This is a genomic window from Stenotrophomonas sp. JAG2 (genome assembly GCF_041080745.1).
GTDB lineage: Bacteria > Pseudomonadota > Gammaproteobacteria > Xanthomonadales > Xanthomonadaceae > Stenotrophomonas > Stenotrophomonas maltophilia_AA.
Genome location: NZ_JBEUMH010000022.1, coordinates 1 through 19,150 on the forward strand (window position 1 = coordinate 1; position 19,150 = coordinate 19,150).

At 68.0% G+C, this 19,150-nt stretch carries 17 protein-coding genes; 7 read left to right on the forward strand and 10 right to left on the reverse strand.

Going from position 1 to position 19,150, the window contains the following annotated elements; translation table 11 throughout:
• Positions 1 to 71: 71 nt before the first annotated feature.
• The 5 genes from AB9O74_RS18240 to hutI form a co-directional block, all read right to left on the reverse strand.
• Entirely contained in the window at positions 72 to 1,502 is a 1,431-nt protein-coding gene (locus AB9O74_RS18240) for a serine hydrolase (protein ID WP_369350142.1), read from the reverse strand.
• 116 nt (positions 1,503 to 1,618) lie between these two features.
• The gene (gene hutU / locus AB9O74_RS18245) at positions 1,619 to 3,286 is read right to left on the reverse strand and encodes a urocanate hydratase (RefSeq protein WP_369350143.1); all 1,668 of its coding nucleotides are present in this window, start codon (positions 3,284 to 3,286) and stop codon (positions 1,619 to 1,621) included.
• Positions 3,283 to 4,116: an N-formylglutamate deformylase gene (gene hutG, locus AB9O74_RS18250; protein WP_346477646.1), complete on the reverse strand. Its 834-nt coding sequence runs from the start codon at positions 4,114 to 4,116 to the stop codon at positions 3,283 to 3,285. Before hutG ends, hutU begins: the two co-directional genes overlap by 4 nt.
• Complete coding sequence (gene hutH / locus AB9O74_RS18255) at positions 4,113 to 5,654, reverse strand: histidine ammonia-lyase (RefSeq protein WP_369350144.1); 1,542 nt, start codon at positions 5,652 to 5,654, stop codon at positions 4,113 to 4,115. Before hutH ends, hutG begins: the two co-directional genes overlap by 4 nt.
• A gap of 23 nt (positions 5,655 to 5,677) precedes the next feature.
• Positions 5,678 to 6,877 (reverse strand): imidazolonepropionase, encoded by a 1,200-nt coding sequence (gene hutI / locus AB9O74_RS18260; protein WP_369350145.1) that lies wholly within the window; start codon positions 6,875 to 6,877, stop codon positions 5,678 to 5,680.
• A gap of 63 nt (positions 6,878 to 6,940) precedes the next feature.
• Here hutI and AB9O74_RS18265 point away from each other — a divergent pair, with 63 nt between their 5' ends.
• Both AB9O74_RS18265 and hutC read left to right on the forward strand, forming a co-directional pair.
• On the forward strand, positions 6,941 to 8,317 hold the full coding sequence (locus AB9O74_RS18265) for a formimidoylglutamate deiminase (protein WP_369350146.1): 1,377 nt from the start codon (positions 6,941 to 6,943) through the stop codon (positions 8,315 to 8,317).
• Between the two features lie 27 nt (positions 8,318 to 8,344).
• The gene (hutC, locus tag AB9O74_RS18270; protein WP_319206916.1) at positions 8,345 to 9,073 is read left to right on the forward strand and encodes a histidine utilization repressor; all 729 of its coding nucleotides are present in this window, start codon (positions 8,345 to 8,347) and stop codon (positions 9,071 to 9,073) included.
• A gap of 3 nt (positions 9,074 to 9,076) precedes the next feature.
• On the opposite strand, the gene AB9O74_RS18275 is transcribed toward hutC, so the two are convergent.
• The 3 genes from AB9O74_RS18275 to AB9O74_RS18285 form a co-directional block, all read right to left on the reverse strand.
• A complete protein-coding gene (locus AB9O74_RS18275; RefSeq protein WP_369350147.1) occupies positions 9,077 to 10,063 on the reverse strand; it encodes a restriction endonuclease in 987 nt (328 codons plus the stop codon).
• Between the two features lie 262 nt (positions 10,064 to 10,325).
• Positions 10,326 to 10,820, reverse strand: coding sequence for a phasin family protein (locus AB9O74_RS18280; RefSeq protein WP_369350148.1), 495 nt, complete (start codon positions 10,818 to 10,820; stop codon positions 10,326 to 10,328).
• Positions 10,821 to 10,918: 98 nt separating this feature from the next.
• Positions 10,919 to 11,194 carry a polyhydroxyalkanoic acid system family protein gene (locus AB9O74_RS18285; protein ID WP_176988511.1) on the reverse strand — a complete coding sequence of 92 codons (276 nt, stop codon included), beginning with the start codon at positions 11,192 to 11,194 and terminating at the stop codon, positions 10,919 to 10,921.
• Between the two features lie 121 nt (positions 11,195 to 11,315).
• Here AB9O74_RS18285 and AB9O74_RS18290 point away from each other — a divergent pair, with 121 nt between their 5' ends.
• The 4 genes from AB9O74_RS18290 (at position 11,316) to aroA (ending at position 16,132) form a co-directional block, all read left to right on the forward strand.
• Positions 11,316 to 12,116 carry an FHA domain-containing protein gene (locus AB9O74_RS18290; protein ID WP_176988512.1) on the forward strand — a complete coding sequence of 267 codons (801 nt, stop codon included), beginning with the start codon at positions 11,316 to 11,318 and terminating at the stop codon, positions 12,114 to 12,116.
• Positions 12,117 to 12,367: 251 nt separating this feature from the next.
• The gene (serC, locus tag AB9O74_RS18295) at positions 12,368 to 13,453 is read left to right on the forward strand and encodes a 3-phosphoserine/phosphohydroxythreonine transaminase (RefSeq protein ID WP_369350149.1); all 1,086 of its coding nucleotides are present in this window, start codon (positions 12,368 to 12,370) and stop codon (positions 13,451 to 13,453) included.
• Between the two features lie 51 nt (positions 13,454 to 13,504).
• Positions 13,505 to 14,701 carry a prephenate dehydratase gene (gene pheA, locus AB9O74_RS18300; protein ID WP_369350150.1) on the forward strand — a complete coding sequence of 399 codons (1,197 nt, stop codon included), beginning with the start codon at positions 13,505 to 13,507 and terminating at the stop codon, positions 14,699 to 14,701.
• Between the two features lie 117 nt (positions 14,702 to 14,818).
• The gene (gene aroA, locus AB9O74_RS18305; RefSeq protein ID WP_369350151.1) at positions 14,819 to 16,132 is read left to right on the forward strand and encodes a 3-phosphoshikimate 1-carboxyvinyltransferase; all 1,314 of its coding nucleotides are present in this window, start codon (positions 14,819 to 14,821) and stop codon (positions 16,130 to 16,132) included.
• Positions 16,133 to 16,219: 87 nt separating this feature from the next.
• On the opposite strand, the gene AB9O74_RS18310 is transcribed toward aroA, so the two are convergent.
• Both AB9O74_RS18310 and AB9O74_RS18315 read right to left on the reverse strand, forming a co-directional pair.
• Entirely contained in the window at positions 16,220 to 16,798 is a 579-nt protein-coding gene (locus tag AB9O74_RS18310) for an energy transducer TonB (protein WP_369350152.1), read from the reverse strand.
• 148 nt (positions 16,799 to 16,946) lie between these two features.
• Complete coding sequence (locus AB9O74_RS18315) at positions 16,947 to 17,582, reverse strand: energy transducer TonB (protein WP_369350153.1); 636 nt, start codon at positions 17,580 to 17,582, stop codon at positions 16,947 to 16,949.
• A 112-nt stretch (positions 17,583 to 17,694) separates the two neighbouring features.
• Here AB9O74_RS18315 and serS point away from each other — a divergent pair, with 112 nt between their 5' ends.
• A complete protein-coding gene (gene serS, locus AB9O74_RS18320; RefSeq protein ID WP_369350154.1) occupies positions 17,695 to 18,975 on the forward strand; it encodes a serine--tRNA ligase in 1,281 nt (426 codons plus the stop codon).
• The last annotated feature ends 175 nt before the right edge of the window (positions 18,976 to 19,150 follow it).

Sequence of the window (19,150 nt, forward strand, 5' to 3'; positions counted from 1 at the left end):
GCCTCGCCAGGATCTACGCGATCCCGTCGCGTGAGAACCATGATTGCGTGGTTGCCGGCCAGCGGCCGGCACTACCGGGCCGCTGCCAGAGCTTTCGACTTGGCGTACAGCCGTTCGGCCTGCTTCGGGTCCCCCAGCGCGGAGTAGGTCTCCGCCAAGCTGTCCCACGCATTGGGCGAGCATGGGAACAGCGTAGTGTTGAGAGTAAAGATGTGCACGGCGGTGGCGTGGCCCAGGTTCTCGGCCACGGCGTAGCCCACGCGATTGATGTCCTGCTCCAGCGTCGCCTGATCACCGCGCCCGGTGTTGGTGAACCACTGTCGCAACGCGGTTGTGCGTGCGGCCGTATGGGGCTCCAGCGCGTAGGTGATCAGCGTTTCCGACAGTGTCGCGCGGGGGAACTGCGTTGGGGCCACCGCCGCCATCGTGCTGTCCACCAGCGTGCGTGACCACACGTTCTTCGCACTCCCGTTGGTGAGGTAGATGAAGCTGTAGGTATCCCCGGCCAGGCCGTTGGTGAAGGCGATCCGCGCCCGCACCCGCGTGCCACCGTCATGCCCCACCATGCGGTAGTCGCCGCTTTCCTCGAATTCCCAACCAGTGGAGAAGCCGCTGCGTCGTCCGTTGCTCAACAGCTGCGGCTGCCACAGACGTTGCAGCGTGGCACGACGCACCAGCTCCCCGCGGGTCAGGGCCAGCAGGAAGCGGTCCAGATCACCGAGGGTGGTATGCAGTGCGGCATGCCCGTAGGCATAGGATGGCCACGCGATATCGTCTTCGCGCTGCAGCGAACCCTGCTTGCCGATGTACGCGATGGCGGTGTTTTCCTGCGCGGCGCCCTCCGGACCCAGCGAGGTGTGCGTCAATCCCAGCGGGCGCAGCACACGTTCTTCGACGATCTGCGTATAGGGCTGCTGGTACTGCGCTTCCAACAGCGCGGTGAGGACCAGATAGTTTGTCTGCGTGTACCGGTTGACGGTGCCCGGGGCGAACTGGAGCGGCGCAGTGTCGAGCGCCTTGAATACATCCGCCAGCGTGGCCGGAAGGGGATCGCCCTGCGGGGTGACTATCTTGCCGTCGTGGGTCTGGAAATACTCAGGAACCCCCGACGCGTGATCGAGGAACTGCTGCACGGTGATTGCCCGCCAAGCCTCCGGCAGATCCGGCAGATAACGGCTGGCCGGCGCGTTCATCTCAATCCAGCCGGCTTCCACCCGTTGCATGACCAAGGTGCTCACCAGCAGTTTGGCCAGCGAATAAGCGTTGAACACCGTCTCGGGTGTCACCGGCCGGTGCGTCGTCAGGTCGGCCTCTCCAGCGATGGCCTGCGCGAGAAGCTTGCCGTCGTGCCGTATCAGCACCGACTGACCGGCGATGCCATAGCGCTCCGCGTTGGCATGGAGCTGCCGGGTGATCCGAGTGTCTAGGTCATCGGCACGGGCGGCGCCGGACGGTGTCGATAACGCGGTCAGCAGGACGGCTACACAGGCGAAACGACGCATTGCGGGCATCCCCGTAGGTGAGCCAGCACAGTAGGAAGGGTGGATACGCCGGTCAATGCGACGGAAGTCACCCCCGGCCATGAAAAGGCCCCGGCACTTGGCCGAGGCCTCCCAGATCAGCCCAGAATCCCAGGCAGATCCAGCCCCTTTTCCTTCGCGCAGTCCACCGCGATCGCATACCCCGCGTCGGCATGCCGCATCACGCCCGTGGCCGGGTCGTTCCACAGCACGCGCGCGATGCGCTTGGCCGCCGCTTCGGTGCCGTCGCAGACGATGACCATGCCCGAATGCTGCGAGAAGCCCATGCCGACGCCGCCGCCATGATGCAGCGACACCCAGGTGGCGCCGCTGGCGGTGTTGAGCAGGGCGTTGAGCAGCGGCCAGTCGGAGACGGCATCGGAGCCGTCCTGCATGGCCTCGGTTTCGCGGTTGGGCGAGGCGACGCTGCCCGAATCCAGATGATCGCGCCCGATCACCACCGGCGCCTTCAATTCGCCGTTGGCGACCATCTCGTTGAAGGCCAGACCGAGTCGATCACGATCGCCCAGGCCGACCCAGCAGATGCGCGCAGGCAGGCCCTGGAACTTGATCTTCTCGGCGGCCATGTCGAGCCAGCGGTGCAGGTGCGGGTTGTCCGGGATCAGTTCCTTGACCTTGGCATCGGTCTTGGCGATGTCCTCCGGATCGCCGCTGAGTGCGGCCCAGCGGAACGGGCCGATGCCGCGGCAGAACAGCGGGCGGATGTAGGCGGGTACGAAGCCGGGGAAGTCGAATGCATCTTCCACGCCTTCTTCCAGCGCCATCTGGCGCAGGTTGTTGCCGTAGTCCACCGTAGGTACGCCGAGCGAGTGGAAGCCGAGCATGGCGCGGATGTGGTTGGCCATCGACGCGCGCGCGGCGGCTTCCACTTCCTTCGGTGCGGAGACGCGCTTGGCGTCCCATTCTTCCACCGTCCAGCCCTGCGGCAGGTAACCGTTGACCGGGTCGTGCGCGGAGGTCTGGTCGGTCAGCAGGTCCGGCTTCACGCCGCGGATCAGCAGCTCGTCGAGCACGTCGGCAACGTTGCCGAGCAGGCCGACCGAGAGCGGCTTCTTCGCGGTGCAGGATTCCTCGATCAGGCGCAGCGCTTCGTCGAGGTCATCGGTCCAGGTGTCGAGATACCCGGTACGCAGGCGCATCTCGATGCTGCTCTTGCGGCATTCCACCGCGAGGCAGGAAGCCCCGGCCATCACCGCGGCCAGCGGCTGCGCGCCGCCCATGCCGCCCAGCCCGCCGGTGAACAGCCATTTGCCGGCCAGGCTGCCGTTGTAGTGCTGGCGGCCCATTTCCACGAACGTTTCGTAGGTGCCCTGCACGATGCCCTGGGCGCCGATGTAGATCCAGCTGCCCGCAGTCATCTGGCCGTACATCGCCAGGCCCTTCTTATCGAGCTCGTTGAAGTGGTCCCAGTTGGCCCAGCGCGGCACCAGGTTGGAGTTGGCGATCAGCACGCGCGGGGCATCGACGTGGGTGCGGAACACGCCGACCGGCTTGCCCGACTGCACCAGCAGGGTCTGGTCATCCTCGAGCCGCTGCAGGGTCTCGATGATCTTGTCGTAGCTCTCCCAGTCGCGCGCGGCGCGGCCGATGCCGCCGTAGACCACCAGCTCCTGCGGGCGCTCGGCCACGTCCGGATGCAGGTTGTTCATCAGCATGCGCAGCGGGGCTTCGGTCAGCCAGCTCTTGCAGGTCAGCGTGGTGCCGGTCGGGGCGAGGATGGTGCGGGTGGAATCGAGACGGGTCATGCAGCACTCCGGGACGTAGCGAAGTCGAGACAGGCATCGAGCACCTGCTGCAGCGTGGCGCGCAGCGGGGCGGCGTGATCGGGATCCAATGGCGTGGGCCAGCTGTGCTCATCCACGGCCTCGGGCTCGTGCATGTAGCCGCGGCAGGCCAGCTCCATCTGCAGCGTGTGCACGCCGCCCGGGATGTCGCTGTAATGGCGGGTGATGTAGCCGCCCTTGAAGCGGCCGTTGCGCACATGGCTCATGCCGCTCATCGCGCACAGGTTGTCGACCACGTCGGTCAACGCGTTGTCGCAGGTGGTATCGCCGTTGGTGCCGAGGTTGAACTGCGGCAGCTGGCCATCGAACAGGTGCGGGATGTGCGAGCGGATCGAGTGCGCGTCGTACACCACCACGGTGCCGTGCCCGGCCCGCAGGCGCGCGATCTCCGCGGCGAGCGCATCGTGGTACGGCACGAACCAGGTGTCGCGGCGGCGCGCGATCTCGGCCTCGTCCGGGCCGTGGCCATCCCGGTACAACGGCTGGTTGTCGAAGGTGGTCAGCGGGCACAGGCCGGTGGTGTTCTGGCCCGGGTACAGCGAGGTGCCGCTGGGGTCGCGGTTGACGTCGATGACCGAGCGCGACACCGCCGTGCGCACCGTGGTGGCGCCCATCTGCTGCGCGAAGGCATACAGCTCGTGTACCCACCAGTCGGCGTCTCGGCGGGCCAGCCACGGCGACAGGAACTGCGAGGCCAGTGCCTCCGGGAGTTCGGTGCCGGTATGCGGGAAGCTGACGATCAACGGCACATCGCCGCGGTGGATCTGCAGCCAGTCCGGATGCGCGGTCATGACAGCGGCTCCAGGGGCGGCAGGATGTCGCCGAGGCCTTCAGCGAGCACGCCGCTGCGCACCAGATTAGTGGCGGCGACCATGTCCGGATGGAAATAGCGGTCGTCTTCCAGCGTCGGCACCTGCGCGCGCAGGCGCTGGCGGACCGCTTCCAGCGCGTTGCTGGAGCGCAGCGGGGCGTGGAAATCGCAGCCCTGCGCGGCGGCGAGCAGCTCGATGCCGATCACGTTGGCGGCGTTTTCGGCCATCGCCATCAGGCGGCGCGCACCGTGTGCCGCCATCGAGACGTGGTCTTCCTGGTTGGCCGAGGTCGGGATCGAGTCGACGCTGGCCGGATAGGCGCGCTGCTTGTTTTCCGAGACCAGCGCAGCGGCGGTGACCTGCGGAATCATGAAGCCGGAGTTGAGGCCGGGCTTCGGGGTGAGGAAGGCGGGCAGGCCGGACAGCGCCGGGTCGACCAGCATCGCGGTACGGCGCTCGCTGATCGAGCCGATCTCGCATACCGCCATCGCCAGCATGTCCGCCGCGAAGGCGACCGGCTCGGCGTGGAAGTTGCCGCCGCTCAGCGCCTCGTTGGTATCGGTGAACACCAGCGGATTGTCGGAGACGCCGTTGGCTTCGATCGCCAGCGTGGTGGCCGCCTGGCGCATCACGTCGAACGCGGCGCCCATCACCTGCGGCTGGCAGCGCAGGCAGTACGGATCCTGCACGCGCACATCGTTGTCGCGGTGCGATTCGCGGATCGCCGAGCCCTGCATCAGGGTGCGCAGCGCGGCGGCGGTGGCGATCTGCCCGCGCTGGCCGCGGATGCTGTGGATGCGCGGGTCGAACGGCGTGTCCGAGCCCTTGGCCGCTTCGACCGAGAGCGCGCCGGTGACCAGCGCCGCACGGAACACGGTGTCGATCGCGAACAGGCCGGCCAGTGCGTAGGCGGTGGAGTACTGGGTGCCGTTGAGAAGGGCCAGGCCTTCCTTCGCGCCGAGCACCAGCGGGGCCAGGCCGACCTTGGCCAGCGCCTCGGCAGCCGGCAGGCGCTCGCCATCGACGAAGGCTTCGCCGACGCCAATCATCACGCTCGCCAGATGCGAGAGCGGGGCCAGATCGCCCGAGGCGCCGACCGAGCCCTGGCACGGAATGACCGGAATGAAGTCGTGCTGCAGGAACGCTTCCAGCAGGGCCAGCGTCTGCGGGCGGATACCCGAGGCGCCCTGGGCCAGGCTGGCCAGCTTCAGCGCCATCATCAGGCGCACCACGGGGGCCGGCATGGGCTCGCCGACGCCGGCCGCATGCGAGAGCACGATATTGCGCTGCAGGGTTTCCAGATCCTCGCGCTCGATGCGCACGCTGGCCAGCTTGCCGAAGCCGGTGTTGATGCCATACACCGGCGCGCCCTTGGCGACGATGTCGGCCACCGTCTGCGCACTGCGCAGCACGGCCGCGGCCGAGGCCGGGTCCAGCCGCACCCGCGCGCCATCGTGGATGGCGCGCCATTGCGCCAGGGTCACGGCGCCGGGGTGCAGGGTCAGGGTAGTGCTCATGGAATCTCCAGACATCACAGGGTTCATGCGGGTTGGCCGCGCATCACGCGGGCGTGCAGGGGGTTGAAGCCCATGCGGTAGACAAGGTCGGCAGGCGCCTCGATGTCCCACAGGGCGAGGTTGCAGTCCAGGCCGACCGCCAGCCGGCCGATCCGTTCGTGCCGGCCCAGTGCACGCGCCGCTTCGCGGGTGAACCCGGCGATGCATTCGTCCACGGTCATGCGGAACAGGGTGGCGGCCATGTTCATCGCCAGCAGCGGGCTGGTCAGTGGCGACGTGCCCGGGTTGGAATCGGTGGCCAGTGCCAGTGGCACCCCGGCCGCGCGCAGTGCGGGGATCGGGGGCAGGGTGGTGTCGCGGGTGAAGTAGAACGCGCCCGGCAGCAGCACCGCCACGGTGCCGGCGCTGCGCATCGCGGCGATGCCGTCGGCGTCGAGGTGTTCGATATGGTCGGCCGACAACGCGCCGTGGCGCGCCGCCAGGGCAGCACCGTGCTGGTTGCTGAGCTGCTCGGCGTGGATCTTGATCGCCAGCCCGTGCTGCTGCGCGGCGACGAAGACCTCCTCGGCCTGCGCGGCGCTGAAGGCGATGTTCTCGCAGAACACGTCCACTGCTTCGGCCAGTCCGGCGGCCGCAACGGCCGGAATCATGACGTTGCAGACCTCGTCGATGTACTCCTGCGCCTCGCGGCCCGGCGGAATCGCATGCGCGCCGAGGAAGGTCGGCACGATCTCGACCGCGCGCCGGCGGCCCAGCTCGCGCGCGACCTGCAGCTGCTTGGTCTCATCGGCCAGGGTCAGCCCGTAACCGGATTTGATCTCCAGCGTGGTGATGCCTTCGGCCAGCATGGCGTCCAGCCGCGGCAGGCTGGCGGCCAGCAGGTCGGCCTCGCTGGCGGCGCGGGTGGCGCGCACGGTGGAGACGATGCCGCCCCCGGCGCGGGCTATATCGGCATAGCTCACGCCCTGCAGGCGCTGCTCGAACTCGCCGGCACGGTTGCCGGCATAGACCAGATGGGTATGGCAGTCGATCAGGCCGGGGCTGATCCAGCGCCCGTCGCAGTCGATGCGCTGGGCCGGCTGCAGATGATCGGCCGAACCCGCCGCCCCCACATGCACGATGCGGCCATCGGTGGCGGCGATGACGCCCTCCTCGATCACGCCCAGGCCCGGGCCGTCGACGGTGATCAGGTTGGCGTGGTACCAGAGGGTGTCACAGTGCATGGCAGCAACCACATCGGTGTATATGTCTATACAATATAGGCGCCTCTTCCGGGATGTCCAGTGATGCCAGCCAACCCCGCACCGATCCTTCGTTTCCATGCTGCCCACGCGCTGCTGCCACACGGCTGGGCGCGCGATGTGCGCATCCTCAGCCAGGGCGGCACGCTTATCGAGGTGACCGAAGGTGTGTCGGCCGAACCGGGTGATACCGCGCTGGCGATCGCGCTGCCGGGCCTGGGCAACCTGCACAGCCACGCCTTCCAGCGCGGCATGGCCGGGCTGACCGAGATCGGCGGCAACAGCGGCGACAGCTTCTGGAGCTGGCGCGAGCTCATGTACCGTTTCCTGGCGCATCTGCAGCCCGAGGCCATGCAGGCGATCGCCGAGCAGGCCTATGTGGAAATGCTGGAATCCGGCTTCACCCGGGTCGGTGAGTTCCACTACCTGCACCACGGGCCGGATGGGGTGCCGTATGCCAACCGCGCCGAGATGGCCGAACGCATCGCCGCCGCTGCCCACTCCAGTGGCATCGGCCTGACCCTGTTGCCGGTGTTCTACGCGCATGCCGATTTCGGTGGCGCGGCGCCGAACCCGGCCCAGCGCCGTTTGATCCACGACGTCGACGGTTTTGCTGAACTGCTGCAGGGCTGCACGCGCGCGCTGCAGGGCCAGGACGATGCGGTGCTCGGTTTCGCCCCGCACAGCCTGCGCGCGGTGACCGGCGAGGAGCTGTCGGCGCTGCTGCCGCTCAACCAGGGGCCCGTCCACATCCACATCGCCGAACAGACCCGCGAGGTCGATGCCTGCGTGGCCTGGAGTGGCATGCGGCCGGTGCAGTGGCTGTACGAGCACGCCCCGGTGGATGCGCGCTGGTGCCTGGTCCACGCCACCCACATCACCGAGGCGGAGATGCAGCAGATCATCGCCAGCCGTGCGGTGGCCGGGCTGTGCCCGATCACCGAGGCGAACCTGGGCGACGGGCTGTTCCCGATGCAGGCCTTCGCGCGTGCCGGTGGCCGGTTCGGCGTGGGCTCGGACTCCAACGTGCTGATCGACGCGGCCGAAGAACTGCGCCTTCTCGAGTACGGCCAGCGCCTGCAGCTGCAAGGCCGCAACGTGCTGGCCCCGGGCGATGGTCAGTCCACCGGCCGCTGGCTCTACGAACAGTCGTTGAACGGTGCTGCGCAGGCCCTGGGCGTGAGCGCCGGGCTGCAGGCCGGCGCGCCGGCCGACCTGGTCGAACTCGATCCGGACCACCCGGCGCTGATCGCCCGCGACGGCGATGCCTTGCTTGACAGCTGGGTGTTCGCCGCACGTAATGGCGCCGTGCGATCGGTGTGGCGCCAAGGGCGCCAGTTGATCCGTGACGGTCGCCACCCGCAACGCGAGGCGGTGGCCGCACGGTTCGCCGCGGCACTTCGACCGTTGTTGGGGGTCTGACCCGACCCTCCCATGCAGGAATCCAGAGTGACGGGCAAGAAAGCAGCAACCCTCAATCAGCGCATCCGTGCTGATCTGGAAAGCCGCATCCTCAGTGGACAGTGGGAGCCTGGCTTCCGCATCCCCTACGAACACGAGCTGATGGAGCAGTACGGCTGCTCGCGGATGACCGTGAACAAGGTGCTGACCGCGCTGGCCGAGAGCGGCATGATCGAGCGCCGCCGCCGTGCGGGCTCGTTCGTCGCGCGCCAGCCGCCACACCTGGAACAGGTCGCGCTGGAAATCCCCGACATCGCGATGGCGGTGGAAGCGCGTGGCCATGTCTACGGGTACCAGCTGCTCGAGCGTGCCTACCGGCGCCCGCGTGAGCAGGTGGCCGAGGAAACCACATTGGCCGGCGGCGAGAAGCTGCTGGCGATCCGCTGCCTGCACCTGGCCGATGGCCGGCCGCTGGCGCTGGAGCACCGCCTGATCAGCCCGGTCGGCGTGCCGGAGGTGCTGGCGGTGGACTTCGAGACGACGGCGCCGGGCAGCTGGCTGCTGCAGAACGTCTCGTGGACGCGCGCCCAGCATCGGATCAGCGCCTGGGGCGCCGATGACGCGGCAGCGACGCTGCTGCAGGTCAAACCCGGCACGGCGTGCCTGGTCATCGACCGCCTCACCTGGCGCGGCGAGCAGCCGATCACCTGCGTGCGGCAGATGTTCCTGGGCGATGCCTACGATCTGGTCGCCCGGTTCTCGCCGGGCGCGCGCTGAGCCTTACAGCGTCGTGCACTGCCGCCAGCGGACCGGCTCATCCACGCCCGGGCGCGGGTTGAGCTGGATGCGCACGGTGCGCAGCGCCGGATAGCGGACCACTTCCTCGCAGATCAGCGGCCAGATCGTGTCGATCTCGCCGGTGCGGTTGATCGCCAGCGTCTGCCGGGTCAGCCAGATGCCGCTGGCCACGCCGGGGCGGGTAGCGACTTTACGTGACAGTTCCTGCTGATAGCGGTCCAGCGTGGCGTCGTCCGGGTTGGCGTCCATCGCCGACGGGGCGCTATCGGCGGAGCGCTCTTCAGCGGCCTCAGGCGCTGGCGGGGCTGTCGTCGCCGCCGCGGTGGGCTGGGCGCTGCCCGGTGCGGGTGCTGTCGCTGCCCACTCCTTTTCCAGCCCGGCGGTCAGCGAGCCCAGCCCGACCAGCAGGCCCAGCGTCACCGCCCCCAGCGCTGCGATCGAGATACGGCGGATCGCCTCGCCACGGGCGCCGGCCTCTACCCGGGCTTCCATGTCGCCCGGCAGGTAAGGCTTCAGCAGCGGCCACAGCAACGGGCCGTCGAGCACCTCCACCCCCTGTTTTTCAGCGGCGATGCGACCGTCGCGTTCGACCTTGCCCTCGGTGATCAGGATCCCGCCACGGGCACCGGCCAGGCGCGCGGCGGCGCCCAGCTCGTTCACCGCCGCCGTGCCGATCCGGTAGGCGCGGCCGTGCTTGCACGACAGCAGCCAGCGTTGCGGGCCATCGTGCATCAGGAAATCGCTGCGCGGTTCGCGGCTGTCGGCGGCCTCGTCGGGCACGTCCTGCAGGCCGCGCTGCTCGTGCATCGCACGCCGCACGATCAGGGAAAACTCGCGCCAGTGCATGCCGGCCAGGGCATTCAGGCCGAGCTGGGTCTCCTTGCGCTTCCGTTTGATCAGCCAGAAGTAGGCCGTGGCCACGAACCAGGCAATGAGGGCCAACAGCAGGGCCAGGATCCAGGAGAGCATGCAGGGGGATATGAACAGGGAAGTGCGACAGACAGTTTATATGCGCCTTTGCACGTCTGCGGCGCGTCGTTTCCGGGGCGTTTCGCATCCGGCGATCACGTCAGTGACGGCGGTCTCACTTTGCGCCGATCCGCCCACCGGCCGCCCACAAAAAACCCGCCAATCCAGAGCCGTGAGGGGAGGGAACAAACGGCGGTGGAAGCGATTGGCGGGTCGGTTTCGATTGTCAACAAAGTTCTGCTGCTTTGCAACAATCGAGGGATCAGGCGTCGGAGGTGGGCGACTGGTGGGTGCCCGGCGACGGTGCGCCGGACGGCGAGGCATTGCGGGCCTCGGCCCGGTTGACCCGGGTGTTCAGCGCATCGATGCGGGCGTTGAGCGCGGCGACATCCTCGGCGGTCGGGATGTGCAGGCGCTTGAGCACGCCCTGGACCCGGTCATCGAAGGCCTTCTCGACCTTGTCCCAGGTGCCGCTGGCTTTCTCGCGGGCCTCGCCGAGGTGCTCCTCGACATTGTCGCGCCAGCGCGGCGCATCGCCGGTCTGCTCGCGGTTGCGGGCCTCGATGTTCGCGCCTTCCTTGACCAGGTTGTCGAAGACGCGGCTGCCTTCGGCCTGCGCACGCCCGAAGGCGCCCAGGCCCGCCAGCCAGATCTGCTGGGCCGAATCGGTCAGCTTGCGCGAGAAGCGCTCGGCCTGATCCTGCAGCGAGGGCTTCTCGCCGGGGATGCGATCGTCGAAGTCGTTGGGTGAATTCATGGGGCGATCCCTTGGGTGGACACCCTTGGATCGTATGCATCGCCGGCTTCAAGCGATGTGATGGCCGGCGCCTGTGCGACGCCGGGCCGTACGTCGGTTCAGCCGAGCTTTTCCTTGAGCACGCGCTGGATCTCGCTCTCCACCATGCCCTTCATCGCCGACAGCAGGAAGCCGAGCTTGGCGGTGACCTGCACCTGGCCGGGCTGCAGGGCGATCTCGCCGTCCACGCCGGAGCCGCTGAAGTTCAGCACATCGCCGACCCAGTTCGATTGCAGGCCGAAACGCTCGGACAATTTGGCGGCGACGTCTTCGATGGCCTGGCGCGCATTTTCAGCGGGCAGGGAATGGGGATGACGGATATCAATGCTGGACATGCGGACTCCTGGCGGACAACAGCGCGGATTTGGGCGTGCATTGTGCGCATCCTCAGGCACAACTCCAAGGTCTGCGTCACACTTCTTCTTCCCTGACATTCAACCTGCTAGGCTGCGCCGCGTGCAGAACCTGCTAGTTCACTTCACTCAACGCCAACACCCCGACCAGCCGCTGCGGCCCGGGGTGCAGCGCATCGTGCGTCATGCTTCGGGCACTGTCCGGCTTGGCGATGACACCCCCGGCACCCTGCTGCTGGCCCAGTTCTGCCTGGACGACCGTGGCCTGTGGCTGCAGGTGGCCAACGGCATCCGTGGCATTCACGTCAACGGCCGCCCCGTGCGCCGGATGGCGCTGCTGCGCGCCGGTGACGCCGTCTACGCCGATGGCGTGGAGATGGTGGTGCAGGGCGATTGCGAGGCGCTGGTCCATGCGCCGCCGCGCAGCGACGATGGCGGCGACGACCAGCGCCTGCTGCGCGGGGTCGGCGGCCAGCACCACGGGCGCAGTTTCACCCTCGACCGGCCGCGCGTGATCGGGCGCGGTCCGGAGGCGGACATCGTCATCGACGACCCGGCCTTCGCCGAGCAGCACGCGCGCCTGGAACAGCACGGCGAACGCCTGCTGCTGCGCGACCTGGGCGCAGGCGAGTCCACGCGGGTCAATGGCGTCACCGTTCGCCATTGCTGGCTGCAGCCCGGCGACCAGCTGGTCTTCGATGCCCAGCACCGCTTCGTGCTCGAAGTCCCGCACGACGGCCGCAAGCGCATCGTGATCGAGGAAGAGGACGATGGCTTCGAAGCACGTCAGCGCCCGGAACCGGTCGCTGCGCCCAAGCGCGTGAGCCGCTGGCCGTGGCTGCTGGCCAGTGCACTGCTGCTGGCGGCCGCCCTCAGCGGTCTGCTCTGGTTCGGGGCGCGGTAAACGTCATCGCATCCGCGCTGACGCCCCGTGATTTGCTACGCAAACCACGGGCCCCGCGTGACATTGCTTGCAGACCCCGCCGCGTCGCGGCGCCCCCTGACTCAGGGGGCTCGCCTCCAGACATATGGCGGTGGCTCTGGCAGACAGCCGGGCCCTGGATAGATTCGTTTGCAACCAAATTCGCCTTGTCCTGCAAGGCCTAAAGGCTGGTGCGCTGCGGCATACTAGGGGTCTTGCCCCATAGGTGTGACATGACGCGCGCGTTCAATTTCAGTGCCGGCCCTGCAACCCTGCCGGAATCGGTCCTGCGCCAGGCGCAGGAAGAGATGTTGGAGTGGAACGGCGCGGGCGCCTCCATTGTCGAAATGAGCCACCGCGGCCCGGAGTTCATGGCCGTCGCCGCCCAGGCCGAGGCCGATCTGCGCCGCCTGATCGGCATCCCGGACGACTACGCGGTGCTGTTCCTGGCCGGTGGTGCGACCACCCAGCAGGCCCTGCTCGCGCTCAACTTCGCCCAGCCCGGCCAGACCGTGGATTACGTGCTCACCGGGCACTGGGGCAAGACCGCGATCAAGCAGGTCAGCCCCTATGTCACGGTCAATGTCGCCGCGAGCAGCGAGGCCAACGGCTTCCACGACATCCCGGCGCGGGCCGGTTGGCAGCTCTCCGATGACGCGGCCTACGTGCACATCACCGCCAACGAAACCATCCACGGGGTCGAGTTCCGTGACACCCCGGACGTGGGTGACGCGCCGCTGTTCGCCGATTTCAGCTCCTCGATCGCCAGCGAGCCGCTGGATGTCAGCAGATACGGTCTGATCTATGCCGGCGCGCAGAAGAACCTCGGCCCGGTCGGCGTATCGGTGGTGATCGTGCGCCGCGACCTGCTCGAGCGCACTGGCCAGCCGCGTGCGGACATCTTCGATTACCGCTCGCACGTCGCGCGCGATTCCATGCTCAACACGCCGCCGACCTGGAACTGGTACCTGGCCGGGCTGGTGTTCCAGTGGATGCTGGCCGAAGGCGGCGTGGAAGAATTCGCACGCCGCAACGCGGTCAAGTCGGGCCTTATCTACGAGGCGATCGACCAGTCCGGCGGCTTCTACCGCAATGAAGTCGTCCCGGCCGCACGCTCGCGCATGAACATCCCGTTCTTCCTGCCCGACGAGGCGCTCAACGCGCGTTTCGTCAGTGAATCCAAAGCCGCCGGCCTGCTGGCGCTGAAGGGTCACAAGGCGGTCGGCGGCATCCGTGCTTCGCTGTACAACGCCATGCCGGTGGAGGGCGCGCAGGCGCTGGCCGCCTTCATGCGCGATTTCCAGCAGCGCAACGGCTGACGCATTCGTTTTTCCCGGGGCGCTCGCCGCCCCACCGCAATTGGAACCCAGATGGCCAACAAACCCGCCAAGCCCAAGGCTGCCAAGCCAGCGCCGACCCCGCCCAAGGCGGCTGCCCCCGCGAAGAAGGCCAAGGCCGCCAAGCGCGATGCTGCGCCGGCCGTTGCCGCGCCCGTGCTGTCGGACGTGCGCGCCAAGATCGACCATATCGACCGCAGCATCCAGGCACTGATCGCCGAACGCGCCAACTTCGCCCACCAGGTCGGCAAGGCCAAGGGCAAGCTCGCCGCCGCAGTGGACTACTACCGCCCCGAGCGCGAAGCGCAGGTGCTGCGCATGGTGGTGGACCGCAACGAAGGCCCGCTCAGCGATGAAGTGCTGGTCCACGTCTACCGGGAAATCATGTCCGCCTGCCTGGCCCAGCAGGAACCGCTGAAGATCGGTTACCTCGGCCCGGAAGGCACTTTCAGCCAGCAGGCCGTGCTCAAGCATTTCGGCCGCTCCGCGCTGGGCCTGCCGCTGGCCAGCATCGAAGAAGTCTTCCAGGAAGTGGAAGCGGGCAACGCCGATTTCGGCGTGGTGCCGGTGGAAAACTCGGGGCAGGGCACGATCCAGATCACGCTGGACATGTTCCTGACCTCCAACTTGAAGATCTGCGGTGAAGTGGAGCTGCGCGTGCAGCAATACCTGATGTCGCGCAGTGGCCGGCTGGAGGATGTCGAACGCGTCTACGGCCACCCGCAGTCGTTCATGCAGACCTCCTCGTGGCTGCGCGCCAATCTGCCGAAGGCCGAGAAGATTCCGGTCTCCAGCAACGCCGAGGGCGCGCGCCGCGCCCGTAATGCCGAAGATGCCGCCGCGATCGGTGGCGAGAGCGCCGGGCATGTTTACGGCCTGAAGAAGGTGGTGACCAAGCCGATCCAGAACGACGCGGACAACACCACGCGCTTCCTGGTCATCGGCCGCAACATTTTCCCGACCTCCGGCCACGACCGCACCTCGGTGCTGGTGTTCATCCACGACAAGCCCGGTGCGCTGTTCGACGTGCTCAGTCCGTTCGCGCGGCATGGCATCAGCATGAACCGGATCGAGTCGCGTCCGTCGCACAACGCCAAGTGGGAATATGGCTTCTTCATCGATCTGGCTGGCCATGTCGAGGACGAGGCGATGCAGGCGGCCCTGGCCGAACTGAAAGCCCATTCGGCGCAGATCAAGATCCTCGGCTCCTATCCGGTCGCCGTGCCCTGATTCGAACGGCGCAGCCGCTTCGCGCGCTGCGCCCGGTCCGGCGCCCCTCTGGGCGCTGCGGCCCCTCCCGCACTCCGTTGCATCGCCGCCGCGGCGGCCCGCCCCATAGGATTTCCGATGACCGCTTCTCCGTACTGGATCGCCCACAAGGGCCAGCCCCTGCAGGGCAGCCTGACCATTCCCGGCGACAAGTCCGTCTCGCACCGCTCGGTGATGTTCGCCGCGCTGGCCGATGGCGTCTCGCGCATTGACGGTTTCCTGGAAGGCGAAGACACCCGCGCCACGGCGGCGATCTTCGCGCAGATGGGCGTGCGCATCGACACCCCGTCGCCCTCGCAGCGCGTCGTGCATGGCGTCGGCGTGGATGGACTGAAGGCGCCGAGCGCCCCGCTGGACTGCGGCAACGCCGGCACCGGCATGCGCCTGCTGGCGGGCCTGTTGGCTGCGCAGCCCTTCGATTCGGTGATGGTCGGCGATGAATCGCTGTCGCGCCGTCCGATGCGCCGCGTGACCGGTCCGCTGGCCGAGATGGGCGCGAAGATCGACACCGAGGCCGACGGCACGCCGCCGCTGCGGGTGCACGGTGGCCAAGCGCTGCGCGGCATTGCATTCGCCTCCCCGGTGGCGAGCGCGCAGGTCAAATCCGCGGTGCTGCTGGCCGGTCTCTATGCCGACGGCGAGACATCGGTCACCGAGCCGCACCCGACCCGCGATTACAGCGAGCGCATGCTGCGCGCGTTCGGCGTGGACATCGAGTTCTCGCCGGGCAAGGCGCGCCTGCGTGGCGGCCAGCGACTGCGCCCGACCGATATCGTGGTGCCGGCCGATTTCTCCTCGGCGGCGTTCTTCCTGGTGGCCGCGAGCGTGATTCCAGGCTCCGCGCTGCGCCTGCGTGCGGTGGGTCTCAACCCGCGCCGCACCGGCCTGCTGGCCGCGCTGCGGCTGATGGGGGCCGATATCACCGAAGAGAACCATGCCGAGCAGGGTGGGGAAGCGGTGGCTGATCTGGTGGTGCGGCATGCGCCGCTGCACGGCGCCGAGATTCCCGAAGCGCTGGTGCCGGACATGATCGACGAGTTCCCGGCGTTGTTCGTGGCTGCTGCCGCCGCGCAGGGCAACACCGTGGTGCGCGGTGCGGCCGAACTGCGGGTCAAGGAGTCGGATCGTCTTGCCGCGATGGCGACCGGCCTGCGCACGCTGGGCGTGCAGGTGGACGAAACCGAGGACGGCGCGACCATCCACGGTGGCGGCGTGCTGGGCAGCGGCACCATCGAAAGCCACGGCGACCACCGCATCGCGATGGCCTTCGCGATTGCCGGCCAGCTCAGCAGCGGCGAAGTACGGGTCAATGACATCGCCAACGTGGCGACGTCCTTCCCGGATTTCGATGGACTTGCGACCGGCGCGGGTTTTGGGCTTCGCGCCGGTTGAGATAGCGCCGGGTTCGGTCCCGCTGCTTGCGACACAAAAAAGGGAGGCCATTGGCCTCCCTTTTCGTTTCCGCCTCAGCGCATCAGGTCAGCGCTCGGTGCGGAAATCCACGGGCACGCGAACCACGCTGGCCACGGCGCGGCCGTTGTGCACCGCCGGCTCGAACTTCCAGTCGCGCACGGTGGTCAGCACCGCGCGATCCAGGTCGCGGTCACGCGTGCCGCTGCGCTGCACGATGTTGGCTTCGGTCACCTGGCCGCGGGTATCCACGTTGAGGCTGGCCACCACGCTGCCCTCCACTCCGCTGCGCAGGGCAGTACGCGGGTAAGCCGGCTTCACGTTGCTTGCCAGCGGACGGGCCTCGCGGTTGCGCACGGCGGGGGTCGCCTTGCGCTGATCGGCGGCCGGTGCGGCCTGGCGTGCAGCCGGGGCGGGCGTCGTGGCGACGGGCGCGGTTTCAGTGGCCGGCAACATACGCTGGCCGACCGGTGCATCGTTGGTATCGCCCGGGGTGGCATAACGCAGCCACACCAGTGCGGCTGCGAACATCGCCACGATCAACGCGACCCACAACCAGGGCGACGTGCGGCGGTTATGGGGCTCATCGATCACGTCGCGCTGATGCTGCGGCGAGCGGGGCATGTCCGGGGCATGGGTAACACTCATGGCTGACTCCTGGTGTCGATGTGACACCTGCAGTCTTGCCCGTACCCGGTTGCGGATGTGTCAGCGCACCGTCAACGCGATGACTGCATTCCCATCGAGGTTCAGTTTGCTGAGCCGTTGCAAAATCGCCGCGTGACGCACCGATGCATCACTGCGGCGTGAAGTCGAAGGGCACTTCCAGGCTGCCAGGCACTGGTACGCCGTTGTTCTGCGCCGGCTGGAAGCGCCAGCGGCGCACCGCGTCGGAGGCCGCGCGGTCAAGATCGCGTGAACCGCTGCGCTGGATCAACGTTACCGCCGAGGGATAGCCGGTGGCATCCACATCCACGCGTACCACCACGGTGCCGCGGTCACCGCGGCGCAATGCGGCGGGCGGATAGCTCGGCGGCGGCGACTGGTCGGCGATCGGCTGCGGGCGATCGCTCGGTGCCATCGCGTTCGGGGCTGCCGGTGCGGCGGGTACAGCGGGTGCGACCGGCGGCGGGGGCGGCGCGGTCTCCACCAGCTGCGGCTTTTCCTCGTTGACCGGCGGGGCCTTGGCGTCGGGCATGTCGCTGGAGCCGGCGGCAGCGGCCAACGGCTCGGGCAGCGGCACCACCTCGGCCACCTGCGCAGGGGTCTGCGCGGCCGGGTCGGCCTTGTAGAAGTCGTTGTTGCGGCTGCTCAGCCATACCACCAGGAACAGCAGCAGGCCTGCGCCGAATGCGATCGCGGCGATCAGGAGGCTGCGGCGGGGCAGCTGGAAGGTGATGTTCTTGCCAGAAGTCGAGCGGGAAGCAGACATGGGGCATACCGTATGGATCACCGCGATTCTGCCACGCCCGGGATGAACCGGCGGCAGAAAAACGCATAACAGGCGATAATCCCCCTCCGTACCCGTCGACCCCTCTGCCGCCATGCTCGATCCAGCCCTGCTCCGCCAACAGCCCGCCGACCTTGCCGAACGCCTGCGCTCCTCGCGCGGTTTCGAGCTGGATGTCTCCGGGCTGGAGTCGCTGGAGGCCGATCGCAAGCGCATCCAGGTGCGTACACAGGAACTGCAGAGCCTGCGCAACAGCCGTTCCAAGGCCATCGGCCAGGCCAAGGCCAAGGGCGAGGACGTCTCGGCGATCATGGCCGAAGTGGCCGCGTTCGCCGATGAGCTGAAGGCCTCGGAAGTGGCCCTGGATGCGCTGCGCGAGAAGATCGAAGCGATCGCGCTGGGCATCCCGAACCTGCCGGCCGAGGATGTACCGGCCGGCCAGGATGAATCGGACAATGTCGAACAGAAGCGCTGGGGCACCCCGCGTGCGTTCGATTTCCCGGTGCTGGATCACGTCGAGCTCGGCGCCCGCAACCGCTGGCTGGATGGCGAGACCGCGGCCAAGCTGTCCGGTTCGCGCTTCACCGTGCTGCGCGGCCCGATCGCGCGCCTGCATCGCGCGCTGGCGCAGTTCATGCTCGATCTGCACACCGGCGAGCACGGTTATGAAGAGACCAACGTGCCCGCGCTGGTCAATGCCGAGTCGCTGCGTGGCACCAGCCAGCTGCCGAAGTTCGAGGACGACCTGTTCAAGACCGCCGTGGGCGACTCCACGCGCTACCTGATCCCGACCTCGGAAGTGCCGCTGACCAACATCGTGCGCGATGAGATCATCGACGCCGAGCAGCTGCCGCTGCGCATGACCGCCCATTCGCTGTGCTTCCGTGCCGAAGCCGGCAGCGGTGGCCGCGACGTGCGCGGCATGATCCGCCAGCACCAGTTCGAGAAGGTGGAACTGGTCGCCGCGTGCACCCCGGCACAGAGCGATGAAGAGCACCAGCGCATGACCCGCTGCGCGGAAGTCGTGCTGGAAAAGCTCGGCCTGCCGTACCGCAAGGTGCTGCTGTGCACCGGCGACATGGGCTTCTCGGCCATCAAGACCTATGACCTGGAAGTGTGGCTGCCCTCGCAGGACACCTACCGCGAGATCTCGTCGTGCTCCAACTGCGGTGATTTCCAGGCCCGTCGCATGCAGGCCCGCTGGCGCAACCCGGAGACCAGCAAGCCCGAGCTGCTGCATACGCTCAACGGCTCCGGCGTGGCCGTCGGCCGCGCGATGATCGCGGTGATGGAGAACTACCAGAACGCCGACGGCAGCATCACCGTGCCGGACGTGTTGAAGCCCTACATGGGCGGGCTGGACGTCATCGGCTGATCCAGCGCCGCGACGCATGAAAAAACCCGCCGAAAGGCGGGTTTTTTGTTGGTGCCCCGGTAGAGCCACCCGATGGGTGGCTGCCGTTCCGGTCATGCATCACCCGCAGCCACCCATGGGGTGGCTCTTATCTCTTGCCGATCTGGCACTTTAGGTGCCGAGAGCCCGGCGTGGG

What these genes read in the sequence shown, in the direction of transcription:
- serS (WP_369350154.1), top strand. Translation starts at nt 17,695, where the DNA reads ATGCTCGATCCAGCCCTGCTCCGCCAACAGCCCGCCGACCTTGCCGAA.
- AB9O74_RS18265 (WP_369350146.1), top strand. Translation starts at nt 6,941, where the DNA reads ATGCCAGCCAACCCCGCACCGATCCTTCGTTTCCATGCTGCCCACGCG.
- AB9O74_RS18285 (WP_176988511.1), bottom strand. Translation starts at nt 11,194, where the DNA reads ATGTCCAGCATTGATATCCGTCATCCCCATTCCCTGCCCGCTGAAAAT.
- pheA (WP_369350150.1), top strand. Translation starts at nt 13,505, where the DNA reads ATGGCCAACAAACCCGCCAAGCCCAAGGCTGCCAAGCCAGCGCCGACC.
- hutU (WP_369350143.1), bottom strand. Translation starts at nt 3,286, where the DNA reads ATGACCCGTCTCGATTCCACCCGCACCATCCTCGCCCCGACCGGCACC.
- hutI (WP_369350145.1), bottom strand. Translation starts at nt 6,877, where the DNA reads ATGCACTGTGACACCCTCTGGTACCACGCCAACCTGATCACCGTCGAC.
- AB9O74_RS18240 (WP_369350142.1), bottom strand. Translation starts at nt 1,502, where the DNA reads ATGCGTCGTTTCGCCTGTGTAGCCGTCCTGCTGACCGCGTTATCGACA.
- AB9O74_RS18280 (WP_369350148.1), bottom strand. Translation starts at nt 10,820, where the DNA reads ATGAATTCACCCAACGACTTCGACGATCGCATCCCCGGCGAGAAGCCC.
- aroA (WP_369350151.1), top strand. Translation starts at nt 14,819, where the DNA reads ATGACCGCTTCTCCGTACTGGATCGCCCACAAGGGCCAGCCCCTGCAG.
- AB9O74_RS18275 (WP_369350147.1), bottom strand. Translation starts at nt 10,063, where the DNA reads ATGCTCTCCTGGATCCTGGCCCTGCTGTTGGCCCTCATTGCCTGGTTC.
- serC (WP_369350149.1), top strand. Translation starts at nt 12,368, where the DNA reads ATGACGCGCGCGTTCAATTTCAGTGCCGGCCCTGCAACCCTGCCGGAA.
- hutG (WP_346477646.1), bottom strand. Translation starts at nt 4,116, where the DNA reads ATGACCGCGCATCCGGACTGGCTGCAGATCCACCGCGGCGATGTGCCG.
- AB9O74_RS18310 (WP_369350152.1), bottom strand. Translation starts at nt 16,798, where the DNA reads ATGAGTGTTACCCATGCCCCGGACATGCCCCGCTCGCCGCAGCATCAG.
- hutH (WP_369350144.1), bottom strand. Translation starts at nt 5,654, where the DNA reads ATGAGCACTACCCTGACCCTGCACCCCGGCGCCGTGACCCTGGCGCAA.
- AB9O74_RS18315 (WP_369350153.1), bottom strand. Translation starts at nt 17,582, where the DNA reads ATGTCTGCTTCCCGCTCGACTTCTGGCAAGAACATCACCTTCCAGCTG.